The organism is Methylibium sp. T29-B (genome assembly GCF_000576225.1).
GTDB classification, from domain to species: Bacteria; Pseudomonadota; Gammaproteobacteria; order Burkholderiales; family Burkholderiaceae_C; genus Methylibium; species Methylibium petroleiphilum.
Map to the genome: position 1 here is coordinate 17703 of NZ_AZSN01000021.1, position 22022 is coordinate 39724.

At 71.1% G+C, this 22022-nt stretch carries 16 protein-coding genes and 6 pseudogenes; 14 read left to right on the plus strand and 8 right to left on the minus strand.

Annotated features, from left to right (window positions below):
• Positions 1–195: 195 nt before the first annotated feature.
• Positions 196–1376: pseudogene (metK, locus tag Y694_RS05590) on the minus strand (methionine adenosyltransferase).
• Positions 1377–1551: 175 nt separating this feature from the next.
• Between metK and Y694_RS05595 the strand changes: the two are divergent.
• The 6 genes and pseudogenes from Y694_RS05595 to Y694_RS05615 all read left to right on the plus strand — a co-directional run bounded on the left by Y694_RS05595 (position 1552) and on the right by Y694_RS05615 (position 6785).
• Positions 1552–2425, plus strand: a pseudogene (locus Y694_RS05595) (lysophospholipid acyltransferase family protein).
• A 1-nt stretch (position 2426) separates the two neighbouring features.
• Positions 2427–3302 (plus strand): lipid A biosynthesis acyltransferase, encoded by an 876-nt coding sequence (locus tag Y694_RS05600; RefSeq protein WP_036230608.1) that lies wholly within the window; start codon positions 2427–2429, stop codon positions 3300–3302.
• Positions 3303–3355: 53 nt separating this feature from the next.
• Positions 3356–4693 carry an NAD(P)H-dependent oxidoreductase gene (locus Y694_RS05605; protein WP_036230611.1) on the plus strand — a complete coding sequence of 446 codons (1338 nt, stop codon included), beginning with the start codon at positions 3356–3358 and terminating at the stop codon, positions 4691–4693.
• A 49-nt stretch (positions 4694–4742) separates the two neighbouring features.
• Complete coding sequence (locus tag Y694_RS24715) at positions 4743–5123, plus strand: alpha/beta fold hydrolase (RefSeq protein ID WP_197028740.1); 381 nt, start codon at positions 4743–4745, stop codon at positions 5121–5123.
• The gene (locus Y694_RS24720; protein ID WP_197028741.1) at positions 5120–5644 is read left to right on the plus strand and encodes an alpha/beta fold hydrolase; all 525 of its coding nucleotides are present in this window, start codon (positions 5120–5122) and stop codon (positions 5642–5644) included. The genes Y694_RS24715 and Y694_RS24720 overlap by 4 nt, the downstream gene beginning before the upstream one ends.
• A gap of 82 nt (positions 5645–5726) precedes the next feature.
• Positions 5727–6785 carry a nitronate monooxygenase family protein gene (locus Y694_RS05615; protein WP_036230614.1) on the plus strand — a complete coding sequence of 353 codons (1059 nt, stop codon included), beginning with the start codon at positions 5727–5729 and terminating at the stop codon, positions 6783–6785.
• A 21-nt stretch (positions 6786–6806) separates the two neighbouring features.
• Here the strand turns inward: Y694_RS05615 and Y694_RS05620 are convergent, their stop codons facing one another.
• Entirely contained in the window at positions 6807–8141 is a 1335-nt protein-coding gene (locus Y694_RS05620) for an SAM-dependent methyltransferase (protein ID WP_036230617.1), read from the minus strand.
• Positions 8142–8220: 79 nt separating this feature from the next.
• Between Y694_RS05620 and dapF the strand changes: the two genes are divergently transcribed.
• The 4 genes and pseudogenes from dapF to Y694_RS05635 all read left to right on the plus strand — a co-directional run bounded on the left by dapF (position 8221) and on the right by Y694_RS05635 (position 12055).
• Positions 8221–9111, plus strand: a complete 891-nt coding sequence (gene dapF / locus Y694_RS05625; RefSeq protein ID WP_036230618.1) for a diaminopimelate epimerase — start codon at positions 8221–8223, stop codon at positions 9109–9111.
• A 5-nt stretch (positions 9112–9116) separates the two neighbouring features.
• On the plus strand, positions 9117–9794 hold the full coding sequence (locus tag Y694_RS05630; RefSeq protein WP_036230620.1) for a DUF484 family protein: 678 nt from the start codon (positions 9117–9119) through the stop codon (positions 9792–9794).
• Between the two features lie 95 nt (positions 9795–9889).
• Positions 9890–10812, plus strand: a pseudogene (locus tag Y694_RS23185) (tyrosine recombinase XerC).
• 49 nt (positions 10813–10861) lie between these two features.
• Positions 10862–12055: a class I SAM-dependent rRNA methyltransferase gene (locus Y694_RS05635; protein ID WP_011830818.1), complete on the plus strand. Its 1194-nt coding sequence runs from the start codon at positions 10862–10864 to the stop codon at positions 12053–12055.
• 29 nt (positions 12056–12084) lie between these two features.
• Here Y694_RS05635 and Y694_RS05640 read toward each other — a convergent pair whose 3' ends face one another.
• From Y694_RS05640 to Y694_RS05650, 3 genes and pseudogenes are all read right to left on the minus strand, one after another.
• Positions 12085–12516, minus strand: coding sequence for a potassium channel family protein (locus tag Y694_RS05640; protein WP_036230622.1), 432 nt, complete (start codon positions 12514–12516; stop codon positions 12085–12087).
• 17 nt (positions 12517–12533) lie between these two features.
• Positions 12534–12982, minus strand: a pseudogene (gene ybeY / locus Y694_RS05645) (rRNA maturation RNase YbeY).
• 1 nt (position 12983) lies between these two features.
• Positions 12984–13940 carry a PhoH family protein gene (locus Y694_RS05650; protein WP_036230623.1) on the minus strand — a complete coding sequence of 319 codons (957 nt, stop codon included), beginning with the start codon at positions 13938–13940 and terminating at the stop codon, positions 12984–12986.
• 92 nt (positions 13941–14032) lie between these two features.
• Here Y694_RS05650 and Y694_RS05655 point away from each other — a divergent pair, with 92 nt between their 5' ends.
• The 3 genes from Y694_RS05655 (at position 14033) to ruvA (ending at position 17240) form a co-directional block, all read left to right on the plus strand.
• Positions 14033–15892, plus strand: a complete 1860-nt coding sequence (locus Y694_RS05655) for a sensor histidine kinase (protein ID WP_036230625.1) — start codon at positions 14033–14035, stop codon at positions 15890–15892.
• Positions 15893–15959: 67 nt separating this feature from the next.
• Positions 15960–16619 (plus strand): response regulator transcription factor, encoded by a 660-nt coding sequence (locus tag Y694_RS05660; RefSeq protein WP_011830813.1) that lies wholly within the window; start codon positions 15960–15962, stop codon positions 16617–16619.
• Between the two features lie 42 nt (positions 16620–16661).
• A complete protein-coding gene (ruvA, locus tag Y694_RS05665; RefSeq protein WP_011830812.1) occupies positions 16662–17240 on the plus strand; it encodes a Holliday junction branch migration protein RuvA in 579 nt (192 codons plus the stop codon).
• On the opposite strand, the pseudogene mutY reads toward ruvA, so the two are convergent.
• From mutY to mutM, 3 genes and pseudogenes are all read right to left on the minus strand, one after another.
• A pseudogene (mutY, locus tag Y694_RS05670) lies at positions 17237–18330 on the minus strand (A/G-specific adenine glycosylase). The gene ruvA and the pseudogene mutY overlap by 4 nt on opposite strands.
• An 8-nt stretch (positions 18331–18338) precedes the next feature.
• Complete coding sequence (locus Y694_RS05675) at positions 18339–20366, minus strand: dynamin family protein (RefSeq protein ID WP_036230632.1); 2028 nt, start codon at positions 20364–20366, stop codon at positions 18339–18341.
• 133 nt (positions 20367–20499) lie between these two features.
• On the minus strand, positions 20500–21339 hold the full coding sequence (gene mutM / locus Y694_RS05680) for a bifunctional DNA-formamidopyrimidine glycosylase/DNA-(apurinic or apyrimidinic site) lyase (protein ID WP_036230635.1): 840 nt from the start codon (positions 21337–21339) through the stop codon (positions 20500–20502).
• Between the two features lie 170 nt (positions 21340–21509).
• Between mutM and Y694_RS05685 the strand changes: the two are divergent.
• A pseudogene (locus Y694_RS05685) lies at positions 21510–22022 on the plus strand (hypothetical protein); the annotation flags it as partial.

Genomic DNA, 22022 nt, shown 5'->3' on the forward strand with positions numbered 1-22022 from the left:
CGCCGCGGCCAGGACGGCCGCTGCATCCTGTCAGCGGCTGCGCCGAGGATTCTTCTGGCTGCGGCACGGGCCTGGAGGCGCTTCACTTCGCTGGCGCGAAGTGAGCCTGCGCCGCAGCTTTGTGGTCTGCGTTCACGTCGTTGCGCGACATGAACTTCGCCCCAAGGCGAACGAGGCGCTACGCGCCTGCCGGGCTCAACGCCCGGCCGCTGCTCGCAGCGCGTTCGCCTTGTCGGTCTTCTCCCAGCTGAACTCGGGTTCTTCGCGGCCGAAGTGGCCGTAGGCTGCGGTCTTCTCGTAGATCGGGCGCAGCAGATCGAGCATCTGGATGATGCCCTTGGGGCGCAGGTCGAAGTGCTCGGCCACCAGCCTGGCGAGCTGGTCGTCGGGGATCACGCCGGTGCCTTCGGTGTAGACCGTGATGTTCATCGGCCGCGCCACGCCGATCGCGTAGGCCACCTGGATCTGGCACTGCCGCGCCAGGCCGGCGGCGACGATGTTCTTGGCCACGTAGCGCGCGGCATAGGCGGCCGAGCGGTCGACCTTGGTCGGGTCCTTGCCGGAGAACGCACCGCCGCCGTGCGGGCAGGCGCCGCCATAGGTGTCGACGATGATCTTGCGGCCGGTCAGGCCGCAGTCACCCTGGGGGCCGCCGATGACGAAGCGGCCGGTCGGGTTGATCAGGTACTTGGTGTCCTTCAGCCATTCCTTGGGCAGCACCGGCTTGATGATCTCTTCGATGATGGCCTCGGTGAACGAGGCTTCATCTTCTTCGCGGTCTCGCTCTGGTCGGGGCTGTGCTGGGTGGACAGCACCACGGTGTCGATGCTGTGCGGCTTGCCGTCCACGTAGCGCATCGTCACCTGGCTCTTCGCGTCGGGCCGCAGGAAGGGCAGGCGGCCGTCCTTGCGCAGCTGCGCCTGACGCTCGACGAGGCGGTGCGCATAGTAGATCGGCGCGGGCATCAGCTCGGGCGTCTCGTCGCAGGCGTAGCCGAACATCAGGCCCTGGTCGCCGGCGCCGGTGTTCAGGTGGTCGTCGCTGGCCTGGTCGACGCCCTGCGCGATGTCATTGCTCTGCTTGTCGTAGGCCACCAGCACCGCGCAGCCCTTGTAGTCGATGCCGTACTCGGTGTTGTCGTAGCCGATGCGCTTGATCGTGTCGCGCGCGACCTGGATGTAGTCGACGTGCGCGTTGGTCGTGATCTCGCCGGCCAGCACCACGAGGCCGGTGTTGGTCAGCGTCTCGGCCGCCACGCGCGAGCGCGGGTCCTGCGCGAAGATCGCATCGAGGATGGCGTCCGAGATCTGGTCGGCCACCTTGTCGGGGTGCCCTTCGGAGACGGACTCAGAGGTGAAAAGGAAGTCGTTGGCCACTCTTAAACTCCATCAATCGATCCATTGCAACTCGCGTTGCCGGGCCCGGGTCGGGAGGAGCGGCGAACGCTTTAGCGGTTTGTTGGGTCCTTCGACCCGGCAGACCCGACCGGCCCTGCAATCGCCCCGCAAGTAGTTCCGTAACTCGGCGACGCCACAATTCTAACGACCCTCGATGAGCCGATTCCTGACGACCCTGATGCGCGTGCTGTCCGGCTGGCCGCTGTGGCTGCTGCACGGCCTCGGCGCGCCGATCGGCTGGCTGGTCTATGCCGCCTCGGGCGACTACCGGCGCCGCTTCCGCGCCACGTGGCGCTCGCCGGCGTGCCGTGGCCGCAGGCGCGGCAGGCCATCGGCGCGGCCGGCCGCATGCTCACCGAGCTGCCGCCGCTGTGGGCCCGCCCACCCGAGGCCGCGCTGCCGATGACGGTGCAGTGGCAGGGCGGCGAACTGATCGAACGGGCCCAGGCCGCCGGTCGCGGGCTGGTGATGCTGACGCCCCACCTCGGCTGCTTCGAGGTCGTGGGGCAGTCGTATGCCGAGCACTACGGCGCCGGCCGCGGCGCAATGACGGTGCTCTACCGCCCGGCGCGCAAGCCCTGGCTGCGCCCGCTGGTCGAGGCGGCGCGCCGCCGGCCCGGGCTCGATGCCGCGCCCGCCACGCTGGGTGGCGTGCGCCAGATGATCCGCGCGCTCAAGCGAGGCGAGGTCGTCGGCCTGCTGCCCGACCAGGTACCGCCCGAGGGCCTGGGCGTGTGGGCGCCGTTCTTCGGCCAGCCGGCCTATACGATGACTCTGGCCGCGCGCCTGGTGCAGCAGACGGTGCGGCGCTGCTGCTGATCTGGGGCGAGCGCCTGCCCGGCGGCGCTGGCTACCGGGTGCGCGTCAGCGAGCTCGGCGAGCCGCTGCCCGCCGATCCGGCCGAGGCCGCCGCGGCCATCAACCGCGCGATGGAAGGCCTGATCCGCCAGTGCCCGCAGCAATACCTGTGGGGCTACCACCGCTACAAGCAACCACGCTCCGGCGGTGTCGCCGGCGCCGACGACTGACATGCGCCTCGTTCTCTTCCTGCTGTGGCTGCTGCACTGGCTGCCCTTGCCGATCCTCGCCGCGCTGGGCCGCGGCCTCGGGCGGCTGCTGTGGCACGTGGCCGGGTCGCGCCGGCGCATCGCGCTGCGCAACCTCGCGCTGTGTTTCCCGGCCTGGACCGAAGACCAGCGCCAGGCGCTGGCGCGCGAGCATTTCCAGTGGCTGGGCCGCAGCCTGCTCGAGCGCGGCCTGCTCTGGTATGCCTCGCCGGCCCGCCTGCGTCGCTTGATGCACATCGAGGGGCCGGCCAGCTTCGCCGATACCCACGACGGCCCGGTGATGTGGCTGGTGCCGCACTTCATGGGCCTCGACGTGGCCGGCGCCGCGGTGCAGCTGTTCGTGGCGCGGCCCGGCTGTTCCATCTACCAGGCGCAGAGCAACAAGGTGTTCGACGCAGCGCTGCGACGCGCCCGGCTGCGCTACGGCAACGCCAGGATCTTCGCGCGCAACGAGACCGCCAAGCCGCTGATGCGCGCCATCAAGGACGGCATGGGCTTCTTCAACCTGCCCGACATGGATTTCGGCGCCAAGGATGCGGCCTTCGTGCCCTTCTTCGGCGTGCCGGCGGCCACGCTGCTGGCGCCGTCGCGCATGGCGCGGCTGCTGGGCATGAAGGTGCAGCCGGTCATCGCCTACATGCTGCCCGGCGGACGCGGCTACCGGGTGCGCTTCTTCGAGCCCTGGGACGACTTCCCGACCGTTGATGCCGAGGCCGACACCCTGCGCATGAACCGCTGGATCGAGGAGCGCATCCGCGAGCACGCGGCGCAGTATCTTTGGGTCCACAAGCGCTTCAAGACGCGTCCGCCCGGCGAGGCGCCGCTGTACGGCGGCTGAACTTCCCCGACGGAGCGCGCTCCACCCGCTACACCCTCGACAGGAGACGCCCCATGAACCTTCACGCCATGCTCGCGCAGCGCGCCGCCGACGGCCGCCCGCTGCGGGTGGCCCTGATCGGCGCCGGCAAGTTCGGCTCCATGTTCCTGAGCCAGGTGCGCCGCACCCCCGGACTGCACCTGGTGGCGGTGTCCGACCTGAGCCCGGCACGCGCGAAGGCGGCGCTGCTGTCGGTGGGCTGGGACGAGGACCGGCTCGGCGCGAAGACCCTGGACGACGCCCATCGCAGCGGCAGCACCTGCCTCACCGACGACACGCCGGCCGTGATCGCCAGCGACGCGGTCGAGGTGGTGATCGACGCCACCGGCTCGCCGGCCGCCGGCATTGCCCACGTGCTGGCGTGCTGCCGGCACGGCAAGCACATCGTGATGGTCAACGTGGAGGCCGACGCGCTGGCCGGCCCGCTGCTGGCGCGCAAGGCGCGCGAGGCCGGCATCGTCTACTCGCTGGCCTACGGCGACCAGCCGGCGCTGATCTGCGAGATGGTCGACTGGGCGCGCACTGCGGGCTTCCAGGTGGTGGCCGCCGGCAAGGGCACCAAGTACCTGCCGAGCTACCACGCCAGCACGCCCGATACGGTGTGGAACCACTACGGCCTGAGCGCCGACGACGCCAGGGCGGGCGGCATGAACGCGCAGATGTTCAACAGCTTCCTCGACGGCACCAAGAGCGCCATCGAGATGGCCGCGGTGTCCAACGCCTGCGGCCTGACACCGGCCGACGACGGGCTGGCCTTCCCGCCCTGCGGCGTGGATGACCTGGCGCGCCTGCTCAAGCCGCGCGCCGACGGCGGCCTGCTGCAGCACCGCGGCCAGGTGGAGGTGATCTCCTCGCTGGAGCGCGACGGCCGCCCGGTGTTCCGCGATCTGCGCTGGGGCGTCTACGTCACCTTCGCGGCCGACAGCGAGTACGTGCGCCGCTGCTTCAAGGAGTACGGCCTTGTCACCGACCCAAGCGGCGAGTACTCGTCGATGTACAAGCCCTTCCACCTGATCGGCCTGGAACTCGGCATCAGCGTGGCCAGCGCCGGCCTGCGCCGCGAGGCGACCGGCGCGGCCACTGGCTGGCGCGGCGACGTGGTGGCGACCGCCAAGCGCGCGCTGCGTGCCGGAGAGGTGCTCGACGGCGAGGGCGGCTACACCGTCTACGGCAAGCTGATGCCGGCGGCCGCCTCGCTGGCCGGCGGCTACCTGCCGCTGGGGCTGGCGCACAAGGTCAGGCTCAAGCGCGACATCGCCGACGGGCGGCCGGTCGGATGGAACGACGTGGAGTTCGATGCCCGCAGCGAGGCGGTTCAGTTCCGCCGCGAGATGGAAGCGGCCTTCCGCTGAACGTCGGGGCCCGGGAAGCGCATCCGTGGTCGCCGGGAAGGAGAACGCAATGGACGAACAGGCAGCCTCGGAATTCCGGCGCGGCAGCGTGCGCGCCGCCGGCCTGCAGTTCCACTATCTCGAGGCCGGCAGCGGGCCACTGGCACTGTGCCTGCACGGATTTCCCGATTCGCCCTGGACCTACCGCCATCTGCTGCCGCGCCTGGCCCGGGCCGGCTACCGCGCCGTGGCGCCCTTCATGCGCGGCTATGCGCCGACCGGGGTGCCGGCCGACGGCGACTTCTCGAGCCGCGCGCTGGCGAACGATCCCAACGCGCTGCACCGGGCGCTGGGCGGCGCCGGTGACGCCGTGCTGATCGCCCACGACTGGGTGCCTTCGCCGCCTACGGTGCGCTGGCCGCCGAGCCCGCGCGCTGGCGCCGCGCGGTGATCGGCAGCGTGCCGCACTTCCGCGTGTTCGGGGCGATCGCGTCGCGCTACCCGCAGCTCAAGCGCTCGTTCTACTTCTGGCTGTTCCAGATGGACATCGCCGAACGCTGGGTGGCCGCGAACGACCTGGCCTTCCTCGAGCAGTTGTGGCGCGACTGGTCGCCGGGCCACGAGCCTGCGGCGGAGATGGCGCACGTGAAGGCCTGCCTGCGCGACCCGGCCCACCTGCACGCGGCGCTGGGCTACTACCGCGACTTCTTCGCTCCGCAGCGCTTCGGCACGCCGGCCTGGGCCGACGAGCATGCCGCGGTGCTGGGCCGGCCGGTGCCGCAGCCCACGCTCTACCTGCACGGCAACGACGACGGCTGCATCGCGCTCGACGCGGCGGCGGCCGAGGCCATGCTCGGCCAACTGGGCCCGGGCTCCGAGGTCGACCGCATCGACGGCGTGGGCCACTTCTTCTGGGTCGAGCGGCCCGATGCGATCAACGATCGCGTGCTGCGCTTCCTGCAGACTCACTGAGGGGCCGCTTTCTCCCGCACCACGGCGCCACCCGACGCGCGTGCGGCCGAGCGCCCACCGCCTACCGCCGCAAGGAGACACCATGTCCAGCGCTGCCACCTCCCAACTGCTCGCCCTGCTCGGCACCGAGCTGCCGATCATCCAGGCGCCGATGGCTGGCGTGCAGGTCGGTGCGATGACCGTCGCCGTCAGCAACGCCGGCGGGCTGGGCTCGCTGCCGGCCGCGATGCTGGGCGCCGACGCGCTGCGCAGCGAGCTGGCCGCGATCCGCGAACGGACCGCACGCCCCTACAACGTCAACTTCTTCTGCCATGCACCGCCCGTGCCCAGCAGCGAGCGCGAGGCGAACTGGCGGGCCACGCTGGCGCCGTACTACCGCGAGTTCGGTATCGACGCCTCGGCCATCCCGCCGGGCCCGGGGCGACGCGCGTTCGGTGCCGAGGAGGCGGAGCTGCTGGCCGAGTTCGAGCCGCCGGTGGTGAGCTTCCACTTCGGGCTCCCGTCGGCCGAGCTGCTGGTGCGCGTGCGGCGCTGGGGCGCGAAGCTGCTGGCGTCGGCCACCACGGTCGACGAGGCGCGCTGGCTCGAGGACCACGGGGTCGACGCCGTCATCGCCCAGGGCCTGGAGGCCGGCGGCCACCGCGGCCACTTCCTGTCCGACGACCTGAGCGCCCAGCTCGGGACCTTCGCGCTGCTGCCCCAGGTGGTGCGGGCGGTGCGCGTGCCGGTGATCGCGGCCGGCGGCATTGCCGATGCGAACGGCGTGGCCGCAGCGCTGGCCCTGGGCGCGGCCGGCGTGCAGGTGGGCACGGCCTACCTGCTGTGCCCGGAAGCGACCACCAGCGCGCTGCACCGCGCCGCGCTGCAGAGCGACGCTGCGCGCCACACGGCCCTCACGCGCCTGTTCACCGGCCGGCCCGCGCGCGGCATCGTCAACCGTGTGATGCGCGAGCTGGGGCCGATGAACCCGGCCGCGCCCGCGTTCCCGCTGGCCACCGCGGCGATCGCGCCGCTGCGCGCACACGCCGAGAAGCAGGGCAGCGGCGACTTCTCGCCGCTGTGGTCGGGGCAGAACGCGAGCGGCTGCCTCGCGTTGCCGGCCGCCGAGGTGACGCGTTCGCTGGCGGAGGGTCTGCTGTAGCGGCGCGCCGCTGCGGGCCGTTCAGCCGGCGATGCCGGGTTGCGGCGCGGCCTCCGCGCGGTCGGTCGCCAGCAGCGTCTCCAGGCATTGCTCCTGGACGCCGTAGTAGTCCTTCAGCGCGCGCACCTGCTCGCGCAGCGGTTCGGCGGCCCTCGGGTGCTCGCGCTTCACCGCCAGGATCATCTTGTTCTTCTGGGTGTGCTCGAGCGAGGTGAACTCGAACACCTGGGTGTCGTAGCCCTCGGCCTCCAGCAGCAGCGCGCGCAGGCCGTCGGTCAGCATCTCGGCCTCCTGGCCGAGGTGGATGCCGTGCCGCAGCAGCGGCAGCAGCAGCGTGGGGCTGCGCAGCTGCGGGCGCAGCTGCTTGTGGCAGCAAGGCGAGCACATGATGATGCGCGCGCCCGAGCGGATGCCCATGTGCATCGCGTGATCGGTGGCGATGTCGCAGGCGTGCAGCGCGATCATGATGTCGACCGGCCGGGCCGCGTAGCTGCGCACGTCGCCCAGCTCGAAGGACAGGCCGTCCAGGCCGAGCTGCTGCGCGGTGGCGTTGCCCAGAGCGACCATGTCGTCCTTCAGGTCGACGCCGGTGACCCGGACCGGGCGGTGCAGCGTGCGGCGCAGGTGGTCGTGCACCGCGAAGGTGAGGTAGCCCTTGCCGGCACCGAAGTCCAGCACCTGCAGCGGCTGCTCACCCTGAGCCTGCGCGAGCGACGGGGCCGACGCCAGCGCGTGGGCCAGCACCTCGATGAACTTGTTGATCTGCTTCCACTTGCGTGCCATGGCCGGCACCACGCGGTGCTGGGCGTCGGTGACGCCCAGGGCGACGAGGAAGGGCTGCTGCGGGTCGACGTAGCGGTGCTTCTCGCGGTCGTGCGAAGGCGGTGCGGCCGTCGGCGCGTCGGACCCGCCGTTCGCCAGGGCGGAGGGCTGTTCCGGGTTCTCGGCGGCGGCATCGGCCGGCGCGGCGGGCTTGCGGCTGCGCCGCAGCGTGGCCTTGCCCTTGCGGCTGATGGCGAGCTGCAGTTCGCCGTCGGGGGTCAGCAGGTGCAGGTTGTCGAAGGCGCTGTCGATCAGCTCGGCCACCGTGGACAGGCCCTCCTCGACCGGCAGGTTCTTCGTCACGTCCTTCGTGCGGTGGTTGTAGGTCAGCGACAGGCAGGCGCGGCCCTTCAGCGTGAGCGGCCGCACCAGCACGCGCTGCAGGTCGGGCCGGGGCCCGCGCGGGCCGGCCAGCACCATCTTGACGAGGCGGTGGTCGGCGAGGGCGGCGCGCGCCTCGTCGAAGAACTGCGTGCGCGGTTCCGCCGCGGGCGGCCGGGCCGCAGCGGCGGGAGGGATCGGGGTCGTGGGCACGGAGGGGCGGCGCGGAGCCGGGATCGAGGACGCCTCATTGTCGGCTGGCGGCACGGGAGGGGTCGATAATCCCGTCATCATGAAGCTGCGGTTCACCAAGATGCAGGGCGCGGGCAACGACTTCGTCGTGCTCGACGCCACCCGAGAGCCGCTGACGCTGAGCCCGGCGCAGTACCGCTATCTGGCCGACCGGCGCTTCGGCGTCGGCGCGGATCAGGTCCTGATCGTCGGCGCGAGCGACGAGCCCGGCATCGACTTCACCTACCGCATCGTCAATGCCGACGGCAGCGAGGTCGAGCAATGCGGCAACGGGGCGCGCTGCTTCGTGCGCTACGTGCGCGAGGCCGGCCTCACGAAGAAGAGCGCGATCCGCGTGCGCACCGCCGGCGGCGTGATCGAACCGCGCTGGCTGGTGGACGGCCGCGTCACCGTGGACATGGGTGCGCCGGTGTTCGAGCCCGCCCGCGTACCGTTCGACGCCGCCGGCCTGCAGCCGCGCGAGCTGAACGGCTTTGCGCTGTGGCCGCTGGACGCGGCGGACCGCACGGTGGAGGCTGCGGTGGTGTCGATGGGCAACCCGCATGCGGTGATGAACGTGGCGCAGTTCGGCAGCGGGGGCGTCGACGAGGCGCCGGTGGCCGAACTGGGCCCGCTCGTCGAGCGCCACACGCGTTTCCCGCAGCGCGTGAACGCCGGCTTCCTGCAGGTGCTGAGCGATACCCATGTGAGGCTGCGCGTGTACGAGCGCGGCGCCGGCGAGACGCTGGCCTGCGGCACCGGTGCCTGCGCCGCGGTGGTGGCGGGCATCCGCCTCGGCTGGCTGCGCGCCGGCACGCCGGTCGACGTGGACACGCGCGGCGGCGAACTGACGATCGAATGGGCCGGCCGCAGCGACGCGCCGGTGTGGATGACCGGCCCCGCCGAGAGCGTGTACGTCGGCGAGATCGATTTACCGGAACAGGGAGACTGACCCAGATGAGCACGCAAGGCATTACCGAGGACGACATCGCGAGTTTCCTGCAGCAGACGCCTGGCTTCTTCGAGCGCCATGCCGACACGCTGGCCAGCGTGCAGCTCACCAGCCCGCACGGCAACCGAGCGGTCTCGCTGCAGGAGCGCCAGATGGAGATGCTGCGCGAGAAGATCCGCGGCCTCGAGATGCGGCTGGTCGAGATGATCCGCCACGGCCAGGAGAACGTGGCGATCGCCGACAAGCTGCACCGCTGGACACGCTCGATCATGCTGACCAGCAACGCCAGCGACCTGCCGACCGTGCTGGTGGAGCAGCTGAAGCACGAGTTCCTGATCCCGCAGGCCGGCATCCGCGTGTGGGGCGCGGCCGATGCCTTCGAGTCGCTGGCCTTTGCGCGCCCGGTGAGCGACGAGGTGAAGAGCTTCGCGACCAGCCTGACGCAGCCCTACTGCGGCGTGAACTCGGGATTCGAGGCCGCCGGCTGGTTCGACGAGTCGGGCGCGGTGGTGTCGCTCGCGATGCTGCCGCTGCGCCACGACCCGTCCGCGCCGGCCTTCGGCATGCTGGTGCTGGGCTCGCCCGACCCGACGCGCTACACCGCCGACATGGGCACCGAGTTCCTGGTGCGCATCGGCGAGCTGGCCAGCGCCGGCCTGCACCGGCTGCTGCCGGTGCACTGACGAGGCCCATCGTGCCGTCGGCGCCCGCGGCCGCCCGACGCCGGAGCGCCGTCGCCACCCGCCGCGAGCCTCCGGATGGCACACCGGCCGCGCCGCTGCCGCTCGACGCCGATGTCGTCGGGCACCTCCAGCACCTGCGCGTCGAGCGCCGCCTGTCGGCCAAGACCCTGCTCAACTACGAGGAGGCCTTTCGGCGGCTCGGCGAAGCGGCGCAGCGCGACGGCGTAGCCCTGCGTGCCGTGCAGCCGCACCACGTGCGCCACTGGATGGCGCGGTTGCATGCCGGCGGGCTGGCGCCGCGCAGCATCGCGATCGCGCTGTCGGCCTGGCGCGGGCTGTACCGCTGGCTCGGGCACGAAGGCCGGGTGGCGCTGAACCCGGTCGAAGGGCTGCGGGCGCCTCGCGCGGCCAAGCCGTTGCCGAAGGCGCTGTCGGTCGACCATGCCGTGGCACTGGCCGATCACCGGCAGGTCGACGGCGATGCGCGGCTCGAGGCGCGCGACCGCTGCCTGGTCGAACTGCTCTATGGCTGCGGCCTGCGGGTGGCCGAACTGGTGGGCCTGGACGTGACGCCCGGCGGTGGCGCGCTGGGCTGGATCGACCGCGCCGACGCCGAGGCGCACGTGCTCGGAAAGGGCAGCAAGCGGCGCAGCGTGCCGGTGGGCCGGGCGGCGCTCGCCGCGCTGGACGACTGGCTGGCGCAGCGCGGCAGCGTGGCGCAGGTCGACGAGCCGGCGCTGTTCGTCAGCCGCCACGGCCGGCGGCTGACGGCCTCGCAGGTGCGCACGCGGCTGAAGGAGCGGGCCATCCAGGCCGGCCTGCGACCCATGTGCACCCGCACATGCTGCGGCACAGCTATGCCTCGCACCTGCTGCAGTCCAGCGGCGACCTGCGCGCTGTGCAGGAGCTGCTGGGGCACGCCAACATCACGACCACGCAGGTCTACACCAAGCTCGACTTCCAGCACCTGGCCAAGGCCTACGACGCGGCCCACCCGCGGGCGCGCAAGAAGTCGTGATGCGTCGCCGGCGGCGCCGGCGCGCGCCGCCCCACGCGACAATCCGATCATGAAATCGATCCGTCTGCGCGCCGGCAAGGAGCGCTCGCTGCTGCGCCGCCATCCCTGGGTGTTCGAGGGCAGCATCGCCTCCGGGAAAGCCGATCCGGGCGAGACCGTGCGGATCGACGCCCACGACGGCAGCTTCCTCGCGTGGGGTGCCTACAGCCCGGCGTCGCAGATCCGCGTGCGGGCCTGGAGTTTCGATGTGGCCGAGCGCGTCGATGCGAGCCTGTTCGCGCGGCGCGTCGAGCGCGCGGTCGCGCTGCGTGCGCGGTTGGCGATCGACAGCGACGCCCAGCGCCTGGTGCATGGCGAAGCCGACGGCCTGCCCGGGCTGATCGTCGATCGCTACGGCGACACGCTGAGCGCACAGTTCCTCGGCGCTGGCGTCGAGCGCTGGAAGCCGGCCATCGCCGAGGCCCTGCTGGCGGCCACCGGGTGCGCGCGGCTGTACGAGCGTTCCGACGCCAACGTGCGCGAGCTCGAGGGCCTGCCGAGCGCGACCGGCTGGCTGCGCCGGCCCGCTGCCGACGAGGGCGCGACCGAACTCACGATCCGCGAGCACGGCTGGCAACTGAAGGTCGATGTGGCGGAGGGCCACAAGACCGGCTACTACCTCGACCAGCGCGACAACCGGCTGCGCTTCATGCAGCTGGTGCGGCAGTTCGGCTGCCGGCGCGTGCTGAACTGCTACAGCTACACCGGCGGCTTCTCGGTCGCCGCGCTGGCCGGCGGCGCGCAGCAGGTGATCAGCGTCGATTCGTCCGGCCCGGCGCTGGCGCGGGCGAGCGAGCACGTGCAGCTGAACGGCTTCGATGCGGCGCGGCACGAGGCGCTGGACGCCGACGTGAACGGCACGCTGCGGCGCCATCTCGAGCTCGGCGCGAGCTTCGACGCCATCGTGCTCGACCCGCCGAAGTTCGCGCCGACGGCGGCGCACGCCGAGCGCGCGTCACGCGCCTACAAGGACATCAACCGCCTCGCGCTGAAGCTGCTGGTGCCCGGCGGCCTGCTGTTCACGTTCTCGTGTTCCGGCGGTGTCGACGCCGCCCTGTTCCACAAGATCGTCGCCGGCGCCGGACTCGATGCCGGGGTCGACGGCTACCTGCTCGAACGGCTGGAGGCGGCGCCGGACCACCCGACGACGGTGAACTTCCCCGAGGGCGAGTACCTGAAGGGGCTGGCGATCCTGAAGCAGTGAGCGTGGCGCAACGCCTTGCTCCCCCCCTCTCAGCGCTCGCGTCGCCGCCAGAAGCGCTCCATCTCCAGGTACAGGAAGGACGCGGACCAGCCGATCAGCAGCAGGCCGTTGAGCGCCTCGACGCCGGCCAGCAGCCGCACCGGGCCGGCCGGCACCACGTCGCCGAAGCCCAGCGAGGTGTAGGTCTCGGCCGAGAAATAGAGTGCGCTGCCGAGGTCGGGCGTGGCGGTGCCGCCCAGCGACCCGTGGCCGGCGCTGATGATCAGCAGCCAGTAGCCGGCGCCGTAGAGGAGGATCTCCGCGCCGTGGCCGATGAAGCAGCCGAGCACGGCGACGATCAGCTTGGCCCGGCCCGGCCAGTGCAGCCGGTCGAGCAGGCGGGTCAGCAGGTTCAGCACCTCGTAGTGCGTCAGCGTCGTGGCGACGATCAGCAGCACGCAGCTGAAGACGACGAGGGTCATGGCTGGCGGGAGTGCGCTCAGGCGTAGGGATCGGCGTAGCCGAGCGCACGCAGCACCTCGGTCTCGCGCGTTTCCATCGCCTGCGCCTCGGCCTCGATCTCGTGGTCGTGGCCCTGGGCATGCAGGGTGCCGTGCACCAGCAGGTGGGCGTAGTGGCTTCCAGTGAGCGGCCCTCGTCTCGGGCCTCGCGCTCGACCACCGGGGCGCACAGGATCAGGTCGGCCACCACCACCGGCTCGGCCTCGTAGTCGAAGGTCAGCACGTTGGTGGCGTAGTCCTTCTGCCGGTAGTCGCGGTTCAGCGCGCGGCCTTCGTCGGTTCCGACGATGCGCACCGTGATCTCGGCCGGCACGTCCAGTGCGGCGCGGATCCAGCGCAGTACCTTGTGGCGCGGCAGCTGGGCCCGATGGCTTGCATCGGCGAACTGCAGCGACAGGTTCAGCACCGGACGGGCGGGGCGCTTCATCCTAGGACACCGGCTTTGCCGCGGTCTCGTAGGCCTCGACGATGCGGGCCACCAGCGGGTGGCGAACCACGTCCGCCGACGTGAAACGCGTCATCGCGATGCCCTTGACGCGCCGGAGCACGCGCTCGGCCTCGATCAGGCCGCTCTCCACGCCCTTGGGCAGGTCGATCTGGCTCACGTCGCCGGTGACGACGGCCTTGCTGCCGAAGCCGATGCGGGTGAGGAACATCTTCATCTGCTCGGTGGTGGTGTTCTGTGCCTCGTCGAGGATCACGAAGGCGTGGTTCAGCGTGCGTCCGCGCATGAAGGCCAGCGGCGCGATCTCGATCGTGCCTTTCTCGAAGGCCTTGGTGACGCGCTCGAAGCCCATCAGGTCGTAGAGCGCGTCGTACAGCGGGCGCAGGTAGGGGTCGACCTTCTGCGCCAGATCGCCGGGCAGGAAGCCCAGGCGTTCGCCGGCCTCGACGGCCGGCCGGGTGAGGACGATGCGCTGCACTGCGCTGCGCTCCAGCGCATCGATCGCGCAGGCCACGGCGAGGAAGGTCTTGCCGGTGCCGGCCGGGCCGATGCCGAAGGCGATGTCGTGGTCGAGGATGTGGCGCAGGTACTGGGTCTGGTTGCCGGTGCGGCCGGCCAGGTCGGCGTGGCGGGTGCGCAGCGTGATGGCGCCGTCGCCGGGGTTCGCGTCGCGGACGCCGCCGCCCTGGGCGGCCTCGACCAGCGCGAGCTGGAAGCTCTCCGGGGGGATGGGCTTCTTGGCGCGGTCGTAGAGCGACTGCAGCAGCGCCGTGGCGCGCTCGGCCTGCGCCTTGGCCCCTTCGATGCGGAAGGACTCGTTGCGGCGCGTGATGCCGACGTTGAAGGCCGCCTCGATGGCACGCAGGTGCTCGTCGAGCGTGCCGCACAGGTGCGCGAGGCGGATGTTGTCGAGCGGGATGAAGGCGTGGCGCAGGATCACGGGCAGGGCGGTCGCGTGGGGAGCCCGATTGTGGCGCGGCCGGGCGCCGGCGACAGGCACGCCCCGCGCACCATCCTGCACAATCGCCGCCCATGCTTCGCCACCTCTCCGCGCCCGGGCGCCTGTTTCTGCTGCTGTGGCTGGGCCTGTGCGGCGGCCTGCCGTTCGCCGCTCCGACGGTCGCCCAGACGACGGACCTGCTGACGCTGCGCAGCGCCCAGGTCGCCAGCGTGCCGTCGCTGACGCTCGCGCCGCCGGTCGGCGGCGGCTTCGAGACCGTGGCACTCCCGGACGACTGGTCGGCGCAGGGCCCGGCGGGCGAACAGGTCAAGTGGTACCGGCTGCGCTTCGATGCGCCGCAGCAGGCTGCGGGCGCCTTGCTCGCCGCCTACATCCCGCGGGTGTGCTCGAACCTCGAGGTCTACCTCAATGGCCAGTTGCTCTATCGCGGTGGCAGCCTGCGCGAGCCGGTCACGCGCAACTGCTACCAGTCGCAGCTGGTCAGCCTGCCCGCCGGTCTGCTGCATGCCGCTGGCAACGAACTGGCGCTCCAGGTGGTGGGCTACCCGCTGCCGCGCGTGGCGGGGCGTCAGCGTGCCGGTGGCTTGTCGGAGGTGCTGATCGGGCCCTATTCGCAGTTGCGCGAGCTGCATGAGCGCCAGCGCTTCTGGAACGTGAGCTTCGCGCAGATCGTGGCGGCGACGCTCGTGATGATCGGCGTGGTGATGCTGGCGCTGGGCTGGGTGCGGCGCGTGTCGCACCTGAAGTACTTCGGCGTGGTGTCGCTGGGCTGGGCGCTGCTGAGCGCTCGCATCTGGTGGCGCGACATCCCGCTGCCGAACGGCACGCTGGAACTGCTGAGCTGCATCGCCTTCGTCCCGCTGTCGGTGTGTGCGGTGCTGTTCCTGCTGCGCTACTGCGGCATGAAGTGGCGCGCCGTCGACATCGCCCTGTGGACCCAGTGCCTGGTGATGCCGGCCGGCCTGTTGCTGGCCGGGCCGGAGCGGCTGTTCTCAGGGGCGGTGCTGTGCTATTCCGTGCTGGCGCTGGAGGTGTTCGCGGCGATCGGCTTCTGCCTCGCGCACGTGTGGCGCACGCGGCGCGGCGAGTTCTGGCTGCTGGGCTCGATCCTCGCACTGGTCGTGGTGGTGATCGGCATCGAGGTCGGTGTGCAGGACAGCTTCCTCAAGCTGCCCAATGTCCATGTCATCCACTTCGCGATCCCGCTGCTGTTCTGCGTGCTGGCGTTCCGGCTGGTGCAGACCTTCGCGAACGCGCTGACCGCCGCCGAGACGGCGCGCCAGCAGCTCGAGCAGCGCGTCTACGAGATCTCGGCCGAGATCGAGCGCAACTTCTCGCACCTGGCCGAGGTGCGGGTGGAGCAGGTGGCCGAGAAGGAGCGCAAGCGCATCGCCGCCGACCTGCACGACGACCTGGGTGCCAAGCTGCTGACTATCGTCCACACCAGCACCGACGAGCGTATCTCGACGCTGGCGCGCGAGGCGCTCGAGGAGATGCGGCTGTCGGTGCGTGGCATCGCCGGCAAGCCGGTGCAGCTGACCGACGCGCTGGCCGACTGGCGTGCCGAGACGGTGTCGCGGCTGGGCGATGCCGGCATCGAGATCGAGTGGCACAGCACCGAGCCGACCACGCCGCGCACCCTGGCGGCCCGTTCCTATGTGCAGACGACGCGCGTGCTGCGCGAGGCCACGAGCAACCTCATCAAGCACAGCGGCGCCTCGCGGGCGACCGTCACCTGCCGCATCGGCGACGAGTTCCAGCTGGTGATCCGAGACAACGGGCGCGGCATCCCGCTCGAACTCGACGGCCGCCTCGACCGCGGCCACGGCATGGCCAGCATGAAGCAACGCGCCAAGCAGATGCAGGGCCAGTGCCTGATCGAGTCGGGCCCGGGCTATGGAACCGTGATCCGGCTCACGCTTCCGCTGTGAGCAGCGCCCGGTCGCTTGCGGGCCTTGCCGTCAGCGCTCAGACTGTTACCATGAAACGGTGAGTGACATGACCCACATCCTGCTGCTGGAAGATCTGCCCGAGATCCGTGTCTGGTTGAAGGCACTTGCGTTGCAGGTGTTTCCACAGGCGCAGATCACCGAGGCCGCCCGCGTGCACGACGCGCGCGAGCACATCAGCGCCCAGCGCTTCGATCTGGCATTGGTCGATCTGGGCCTGCCCGACGGTTCGGGCGTGGAGGTGGTGGCGGCGCTGCGCGAGGCCCAGCCCGAGGCGCAGTCGGTGGTCGTCACGATCCACGACGACGACGACCACCTGTTCCCCGCGCTGCAGGCAGGAGCCTTCGGCTACCTGCTGAAGGAGCAGTCCCGCGAACAGCTGGCCGACCAGCTGCGACGCATCAGCGCCGGCGAGCCGCCGCTGTCACCGTCGATCGCGCGCCGCGTGATCCAGTATTTCGCGGCCCAGCAGCGCAGCCAGTTCCGCGAGAAGACGCCGCTGATGCCGGGCGTGACGCTGACCGAGCGCGAGAACGAAGTCCTGCTGCGCGTGGCCAAGGGCTTCACGCTGCCGGAGATCGGCGTGCAGCTGAACCTGTCGCGCCACACCATCGCCGACTACGTGAAGCAGATCTACCGCAAGCTCAACGTGAGCTCGCGCGCCGAGGTGGCCCTGGAGGCCCAGCGGCTCGGCCTGTTCCGGCGTTGAAGACGGCGCACCCGTGCGCCGCGACCGCCGCGGCAGCCTAGGATGCTCGGTCGCCTCACCGGCCTGCTGGCCGAGAAATCCCCGCCGCAGGTGCTGATCGACGTCGGCGGCGTCGGCTACGAGGTCGACGTGCCGATGAGCAGTTTCTTCAACCTTCCCGCCATCGGCGAGAAGGTCACGCTGCTGACGCACTTCGTCGTGCGAGAGGACGCGCAGGTCCTGTTCGGCTTCCTCACGGCGCCCGAGCGCGAAACCTTCCGGATGCTGATCAAGATCTCGGGTGTCGGGCCGCGCACCGCGTTGTCCATCCTGTCCGGTCTGACGGTGGGTGATCTGGCGCAGGCGGTGACGGCGCAGGACGCCAGCCGCCTCGTCAAGGTGCCGGGTATCGGCAAGAAGACCGCCGAACGGCTGCTGCTCGAACTGAAGGGCAAGCTCGGTGCCGATCTGGGCCCCGCGATCGGCGGCAAGCCGGCCAGCGACGCGCAGGCCGACATCCTGCAGGCGCTGATCGCGCTGGGCTACAGCGAGCGCGAGGCGCAGGCGGCGGTCAAGGCGCTGCCAGCCGAGGTGGGCGTCAGCGACGGCATCAAGCTCGCGCTGAAGGCGCTGGCGCGTTAGCGCGCCGCGAGCAGCTTCTTCAGCGGCGCCGGCAGCCCCACGGTATCGAGGGCGTCGAGCGCGATCCAGCGGCCGGGGCCCAGCGCGGCCTCGACACCCTCTGCGCTGTCCAGCACCGCGCGCCGCGGGTGCAGCGTCCAGTCGAAGTGGGTCAGTGCGTGCTCGATCAGCGGCTGCGGCTCCACCGGCACCTGCCAGCGCTGCACCACCGCACCGAGCGCGGCTTCGTCGTCGAGCAGCGGCAGGCTCCACAGCCCGGCCCACACGCCGGTCGCCGGGCGTTTCTGCAGCCACACCGCGCCAGCGTGCTCCAGCCACAGCCACCAGTGTTCGCGGCGGGTGCGCTTGAGCTTGCGCGTCTTCACCGGGTAGGCCTCGGGCCGGCCCTCACGTCGCGCCACGCAGTCGCCCTGAAGCGGGCAGAGCAGGCAGTTCGGCTTGCGGGCCAGGCAGACGGTGCACCCAGGTCCATCAACCCCTGGGTGTAGGTCGGCATGTCGGCCGACGCCGGAGGCAGCAGCTCGCAGGCCCGCGCCCACAGGCCGCGCTCGTGGCGGGCGACGGCGAGGTCGGCGCTGAAGCCCAGGACGCGCGTCAACACGCGCTTCACGTTCCCGTCGAGGATCGCGGCCCGCTCGCCGAAGCAGAACGCGGCGATGGCGGCGGCGGTCGATCGGCCGATGCCGGGCAGCGTGGCGAGCTGCTCGGCGCTGGCCGGGAAGCGGCCGCCGTGCTCGGCCATCACCGCCTGGGCGCAGCGGTGCAGATTGCGCGCGCGGCTGTAGTAGCCCAGGCCAGCCCAGGCGGCCAGCACGTCGTCGAGCGCCGCGCGCGCCAGCGCGGCCACATCCGGAAAGCGTTCGAGAAAGCGGGCATAGTAGGTCAGCACGGTGCTGACCTGGGTCTGCTGCAGCATGATCTCCGACAGCCACACGCGGTAGGGATCGCGCTCGCGCTGCCAGGGCAGTCCGTGGCGACCCTGGGTGCGCTGCCACGTCACCACGCGCTCGGCCAGGCTGGCCGTGGTGGCGGTTGCGCCGGTGTCGGGCGCGGAAGCCGGCGTCCTGCCGCTCGGGGCCGGTGGGGACACGACGGCGCTCAAGCGCGGGCCGGATCGATCTCGAAGTCGAGCAGCAGGTCGATCGAGTCGTCGAGGAGTTCGCTGGTGCTGACGGTATCCCGCTCGGACAGGTCGCCGCGCGGATCGGCGTGCAGTCGGGTACCCTCGACCAGCTCGGTCACGCGCTGCTGCAACTGCTGCAGGCGCGCATCCTGGCTCTCGAGCTCGCTCAGGCGCGACTCCAGTTCGCCGGCGGCGGCCTGGATGCGTTCGAGTGCCTCGCGCCGGCGCTTGAAGCCCCGCCGACGGTCGCGCAACTGGGTGTCGATCTGAGTGGACGCGGTCTTGTTCCACAGCTCGAGTTCGCCGCTGGCGCTCTCGAAGACGACGCGCAGCCGCGACACCAGCATGCGGCGGAACTGCTCGAGGAAGCGCTCCTGCGTGAGCTTGAGTGCCTGGGTCAAGCCCAGGTACTGCACGTAGTTGCGTTCGATCAGGTCGAGGTCGCCGATGAAGCGGCCGAGTTCGGGCGTGGGCGCGACCAGCAGGCTGAACCCGAATTCGGTGTTCAGCATCTCGAACGACGCCTCGAGCATCGAGTGGATCTCTTCGCTGCGCGATTGGGCGCGCTTCATGCGCTCGCGCAGCTTGCCGCACAGCGTCATGAAGGCCTTCTTGGCACCGAGCTGCAGCAGCGAGCTGCGGATGCCTTCCTGCATCTCGCCCACGTGCTCGCGCAGCCGGTCGCTCGACAGGTCGAGCAGCGCGTCCTTCAGCATGCGGGTGTGCACCACGCGCATCGCCTGCAGGCGCGAGATGCACTGTTCGAACTCCGCCGCCTCGGCATCGACGCGCGTCAGCATCAGCTTGACCTTGGTGGCGTTCTTGCCGCGCAGGCCGCGCAGCTCGAGCAACTGCTCGGCGATCTGACGGCGCCGGTCGGTCAGGCGCCGGCCGACCTGCTGCTCGACGATCGCGATGCCCTCGACGCCGATCTGCGCCAGCATTTGCTGGCGTTGGGGTAGCAGCCGTTCGCTCAGGGCCTCCTCGAGCGCGGGAAGGCGGCTTGCGACGAGATCGGCCTCGTCACCGGCCACGCGCGCCGCCAGGGCCTGCTTGGCCGACAGCGGGAACACGCGTTCGCGAGGCATGTTGAGCGTGTGGGCCACATCGTTGCACTGGCGTTCGATCTGCGCCTCGGTCTCCTCGGCCGTGCTGAGCGGGTCGACCAGTGTGTCGATCTTGTTGAGCACGACATAGCGGCTCACGCCCTGCACGCCGAGGTGGTCGCGCCAGATGGCCAGGTCGGACTTGGTGACGCCGGTGTCGGCGCTCAGCACGAACACGGTGGCGTGGGCCGCCGGCAGCAGGCCGACGGTGAGCTCGGGCTCGGCACCGATGGCATTGAGGCCCGGCGTGTCCAGCACGACCAGGCCGCGTTTGAGCAGAGGGTGAGGCAGGTTGATCAGCGCATGACGCCAGGCCGGCACCTCGACGCATCCCTGTTCGTCGAGCGGCGGGTTGTCGTCCGGCGCGTCGTCGTTCCAGAAGCCGAGGTCGCGCGCCATCGTCACGCTGACCGACCGGGTCTGGGTCACCTGGGTCAGCGCCTGCGCCAGACCTTCGGTGTCCTCCATGTCCAGCGGCGTCAGCTGCCAGGCGCGGGGCTGGCGGCGCAGGTCGGCGAGCGAGGGGCTCTGCAGGCGCGTGTCGATCGGCAGCAGCGCGAGGCCGGGCGGCTCGTCGGCCTCATAGCCGATCTCCACCGGGCACATCGTGGTGCGGCCCGGCGTTGCCGGCAGGATGCGGCGGCCGGTGTCGGCGAAGAAGATGGCGTTGATCAGCTCCGACTTGCCGCGCGAGAACTCGGCGACGAAGGCGACGATGAGCTTCTCACCCGCGAGCCGCTGGCGCAACGACTCGAGAAGGCCGGTCGCGGGCTCGTCGAGCAACTCGTGCTCGCGCAGGAAACGGGCGAGTTCCCGCACCCTGGATTCCAGCGTGCTGCGCCAGTGACCAAGGGTGTCGACACTGTGGGCGAACGAGGCGGACGGGTGACTTTCCAACGCGGGCTCTCTGTGCGGAAGATGGTAGCGCAGGGCCCTTCTCGCCGGCGTGCCGCCGTCGTCAGCACGTCACGCCCGCGCCGCTCAAGACGTGTGCATTTGTGACAGCGGGCCGCTGCGTCGACCGCGCTAGCTAGCGACGCTGGCAGTGGGGGCAGAAGTAGGTCGAGCGCTGTCCCTGGACGATGCGGCGCACCGTGCCGCCGCAGGTCGTGCAGGGCTCGCCCTCGCGGCCGTAGACCCGGGCCTCGTTCTGGAAGGCGCCGCCCAGACCATGGGCGTCCCGAAAGTCGCGCAGCGTCGAACCGCCCACCGCCACGGCACGGGCGAGCACCGCACGCACGGCATCGACGAGGCGCTCGCAGCGCGCGAGGCTGATGCGATGGCCCGGCGTGCGCGGGTCGATGCCCGCCAGAAACAGCGCCTCCGAGGCGTAGATGTTGCCCACGCCGACCACGATGTCTCCGGCCAGCAGCGCCTGCTTGACGGCGACGCGACGGCCTCGCAGGCGCGCGTGCAGCAGTGCGGCGGTGAAGCCGGCCTCGAGCGGCTCCACGCCCAGTCCCGCCAGCAGCTTGCCGGCCGCGCCCTCGTCGCGCGAGGACGACCACACGGCCGCGCCGAAGCGGCGTGGGTCCGTCAGCCGCAGGAGGCCGTGGCTGGTCGCCAGGTCGAAGTGGTCCCAGGGGCCGGGCGGATCGGCGTGCATCGACAGGTTCAGCGAACCCGACATGCCGAGATGCAGCAGCAGCCCGCCGTCATCGGCCGCGACGCCGGGCCGCGCTCCCAGTGCGAACCACAGGTACTTGCCGCGGCGGTTGACGTCGAGCAGGCGCCGCCCGACCAGTGTCGATGGCGCGCAGCCAAGCGGCCAGCGCAACGGCTTGCCCACACGCACCCCTGCGATCTCGGCGCCGCGCAGCCGATCGACCAGGCTCAGGCGCGTGACTTCCACTTCGGGCAACTCGGGCATAGGGCCATTATCTGGGGATGCATAGAATGAAATTCGACTTTGGAGTGTCCATGGCCCCTTTCCGATTCGCTGTCCTGGCCCTCGCGGCCTCCAGCGTTCTTGCCGCGACGGCGTGGGCCCAGCCTGCACCGGCGGAAGCGCCGGCATCCGGGCCGGGCGCTGCGGCACCGGTGGAAAATTCGGTCCTCGACGCACCGCTGTTCTACCAGTTGCTGATCGGCGAGATGGAGCTCAGCCAGGGCGATGCCGGTACCAGCTACCAGGTCCTGCTGGATGCGGCCCGCAAGACCCGCGACGAGCGCCTGTTCCGGCGCGCCACCGAAGTCGCTTTGCAGGCACAGGCCGGCGAGCAGGCGCTCGATGCGGCACGCGCCTGGCGCCAAGCCGTGCCCGGCTCGATCGACGCCCACCGCTTCGAGGTGCAGTTGCTGGTCGCGTTGAATCGCACCGCCGAAACCGTGCAGCCGCTGCGGGCCACGCTGGCGCTGGTGCCGCCGGCCCAGCGGCCGGCGGCCATCGGGTCCTTGCCTGGCTATTTCTCGCGTACCACCGATCGCAAGGCGACCACGGCGGTGCTCGAACAGGTGCTGCTGCCCTATGCAGAGCAGCGCTCGGCGGGCGAGCCGCAAGCCACCGCGGTGGCCGCCTGGGTGGCGCTGGGCCGCAGCCGGCTGGCCGCCGGC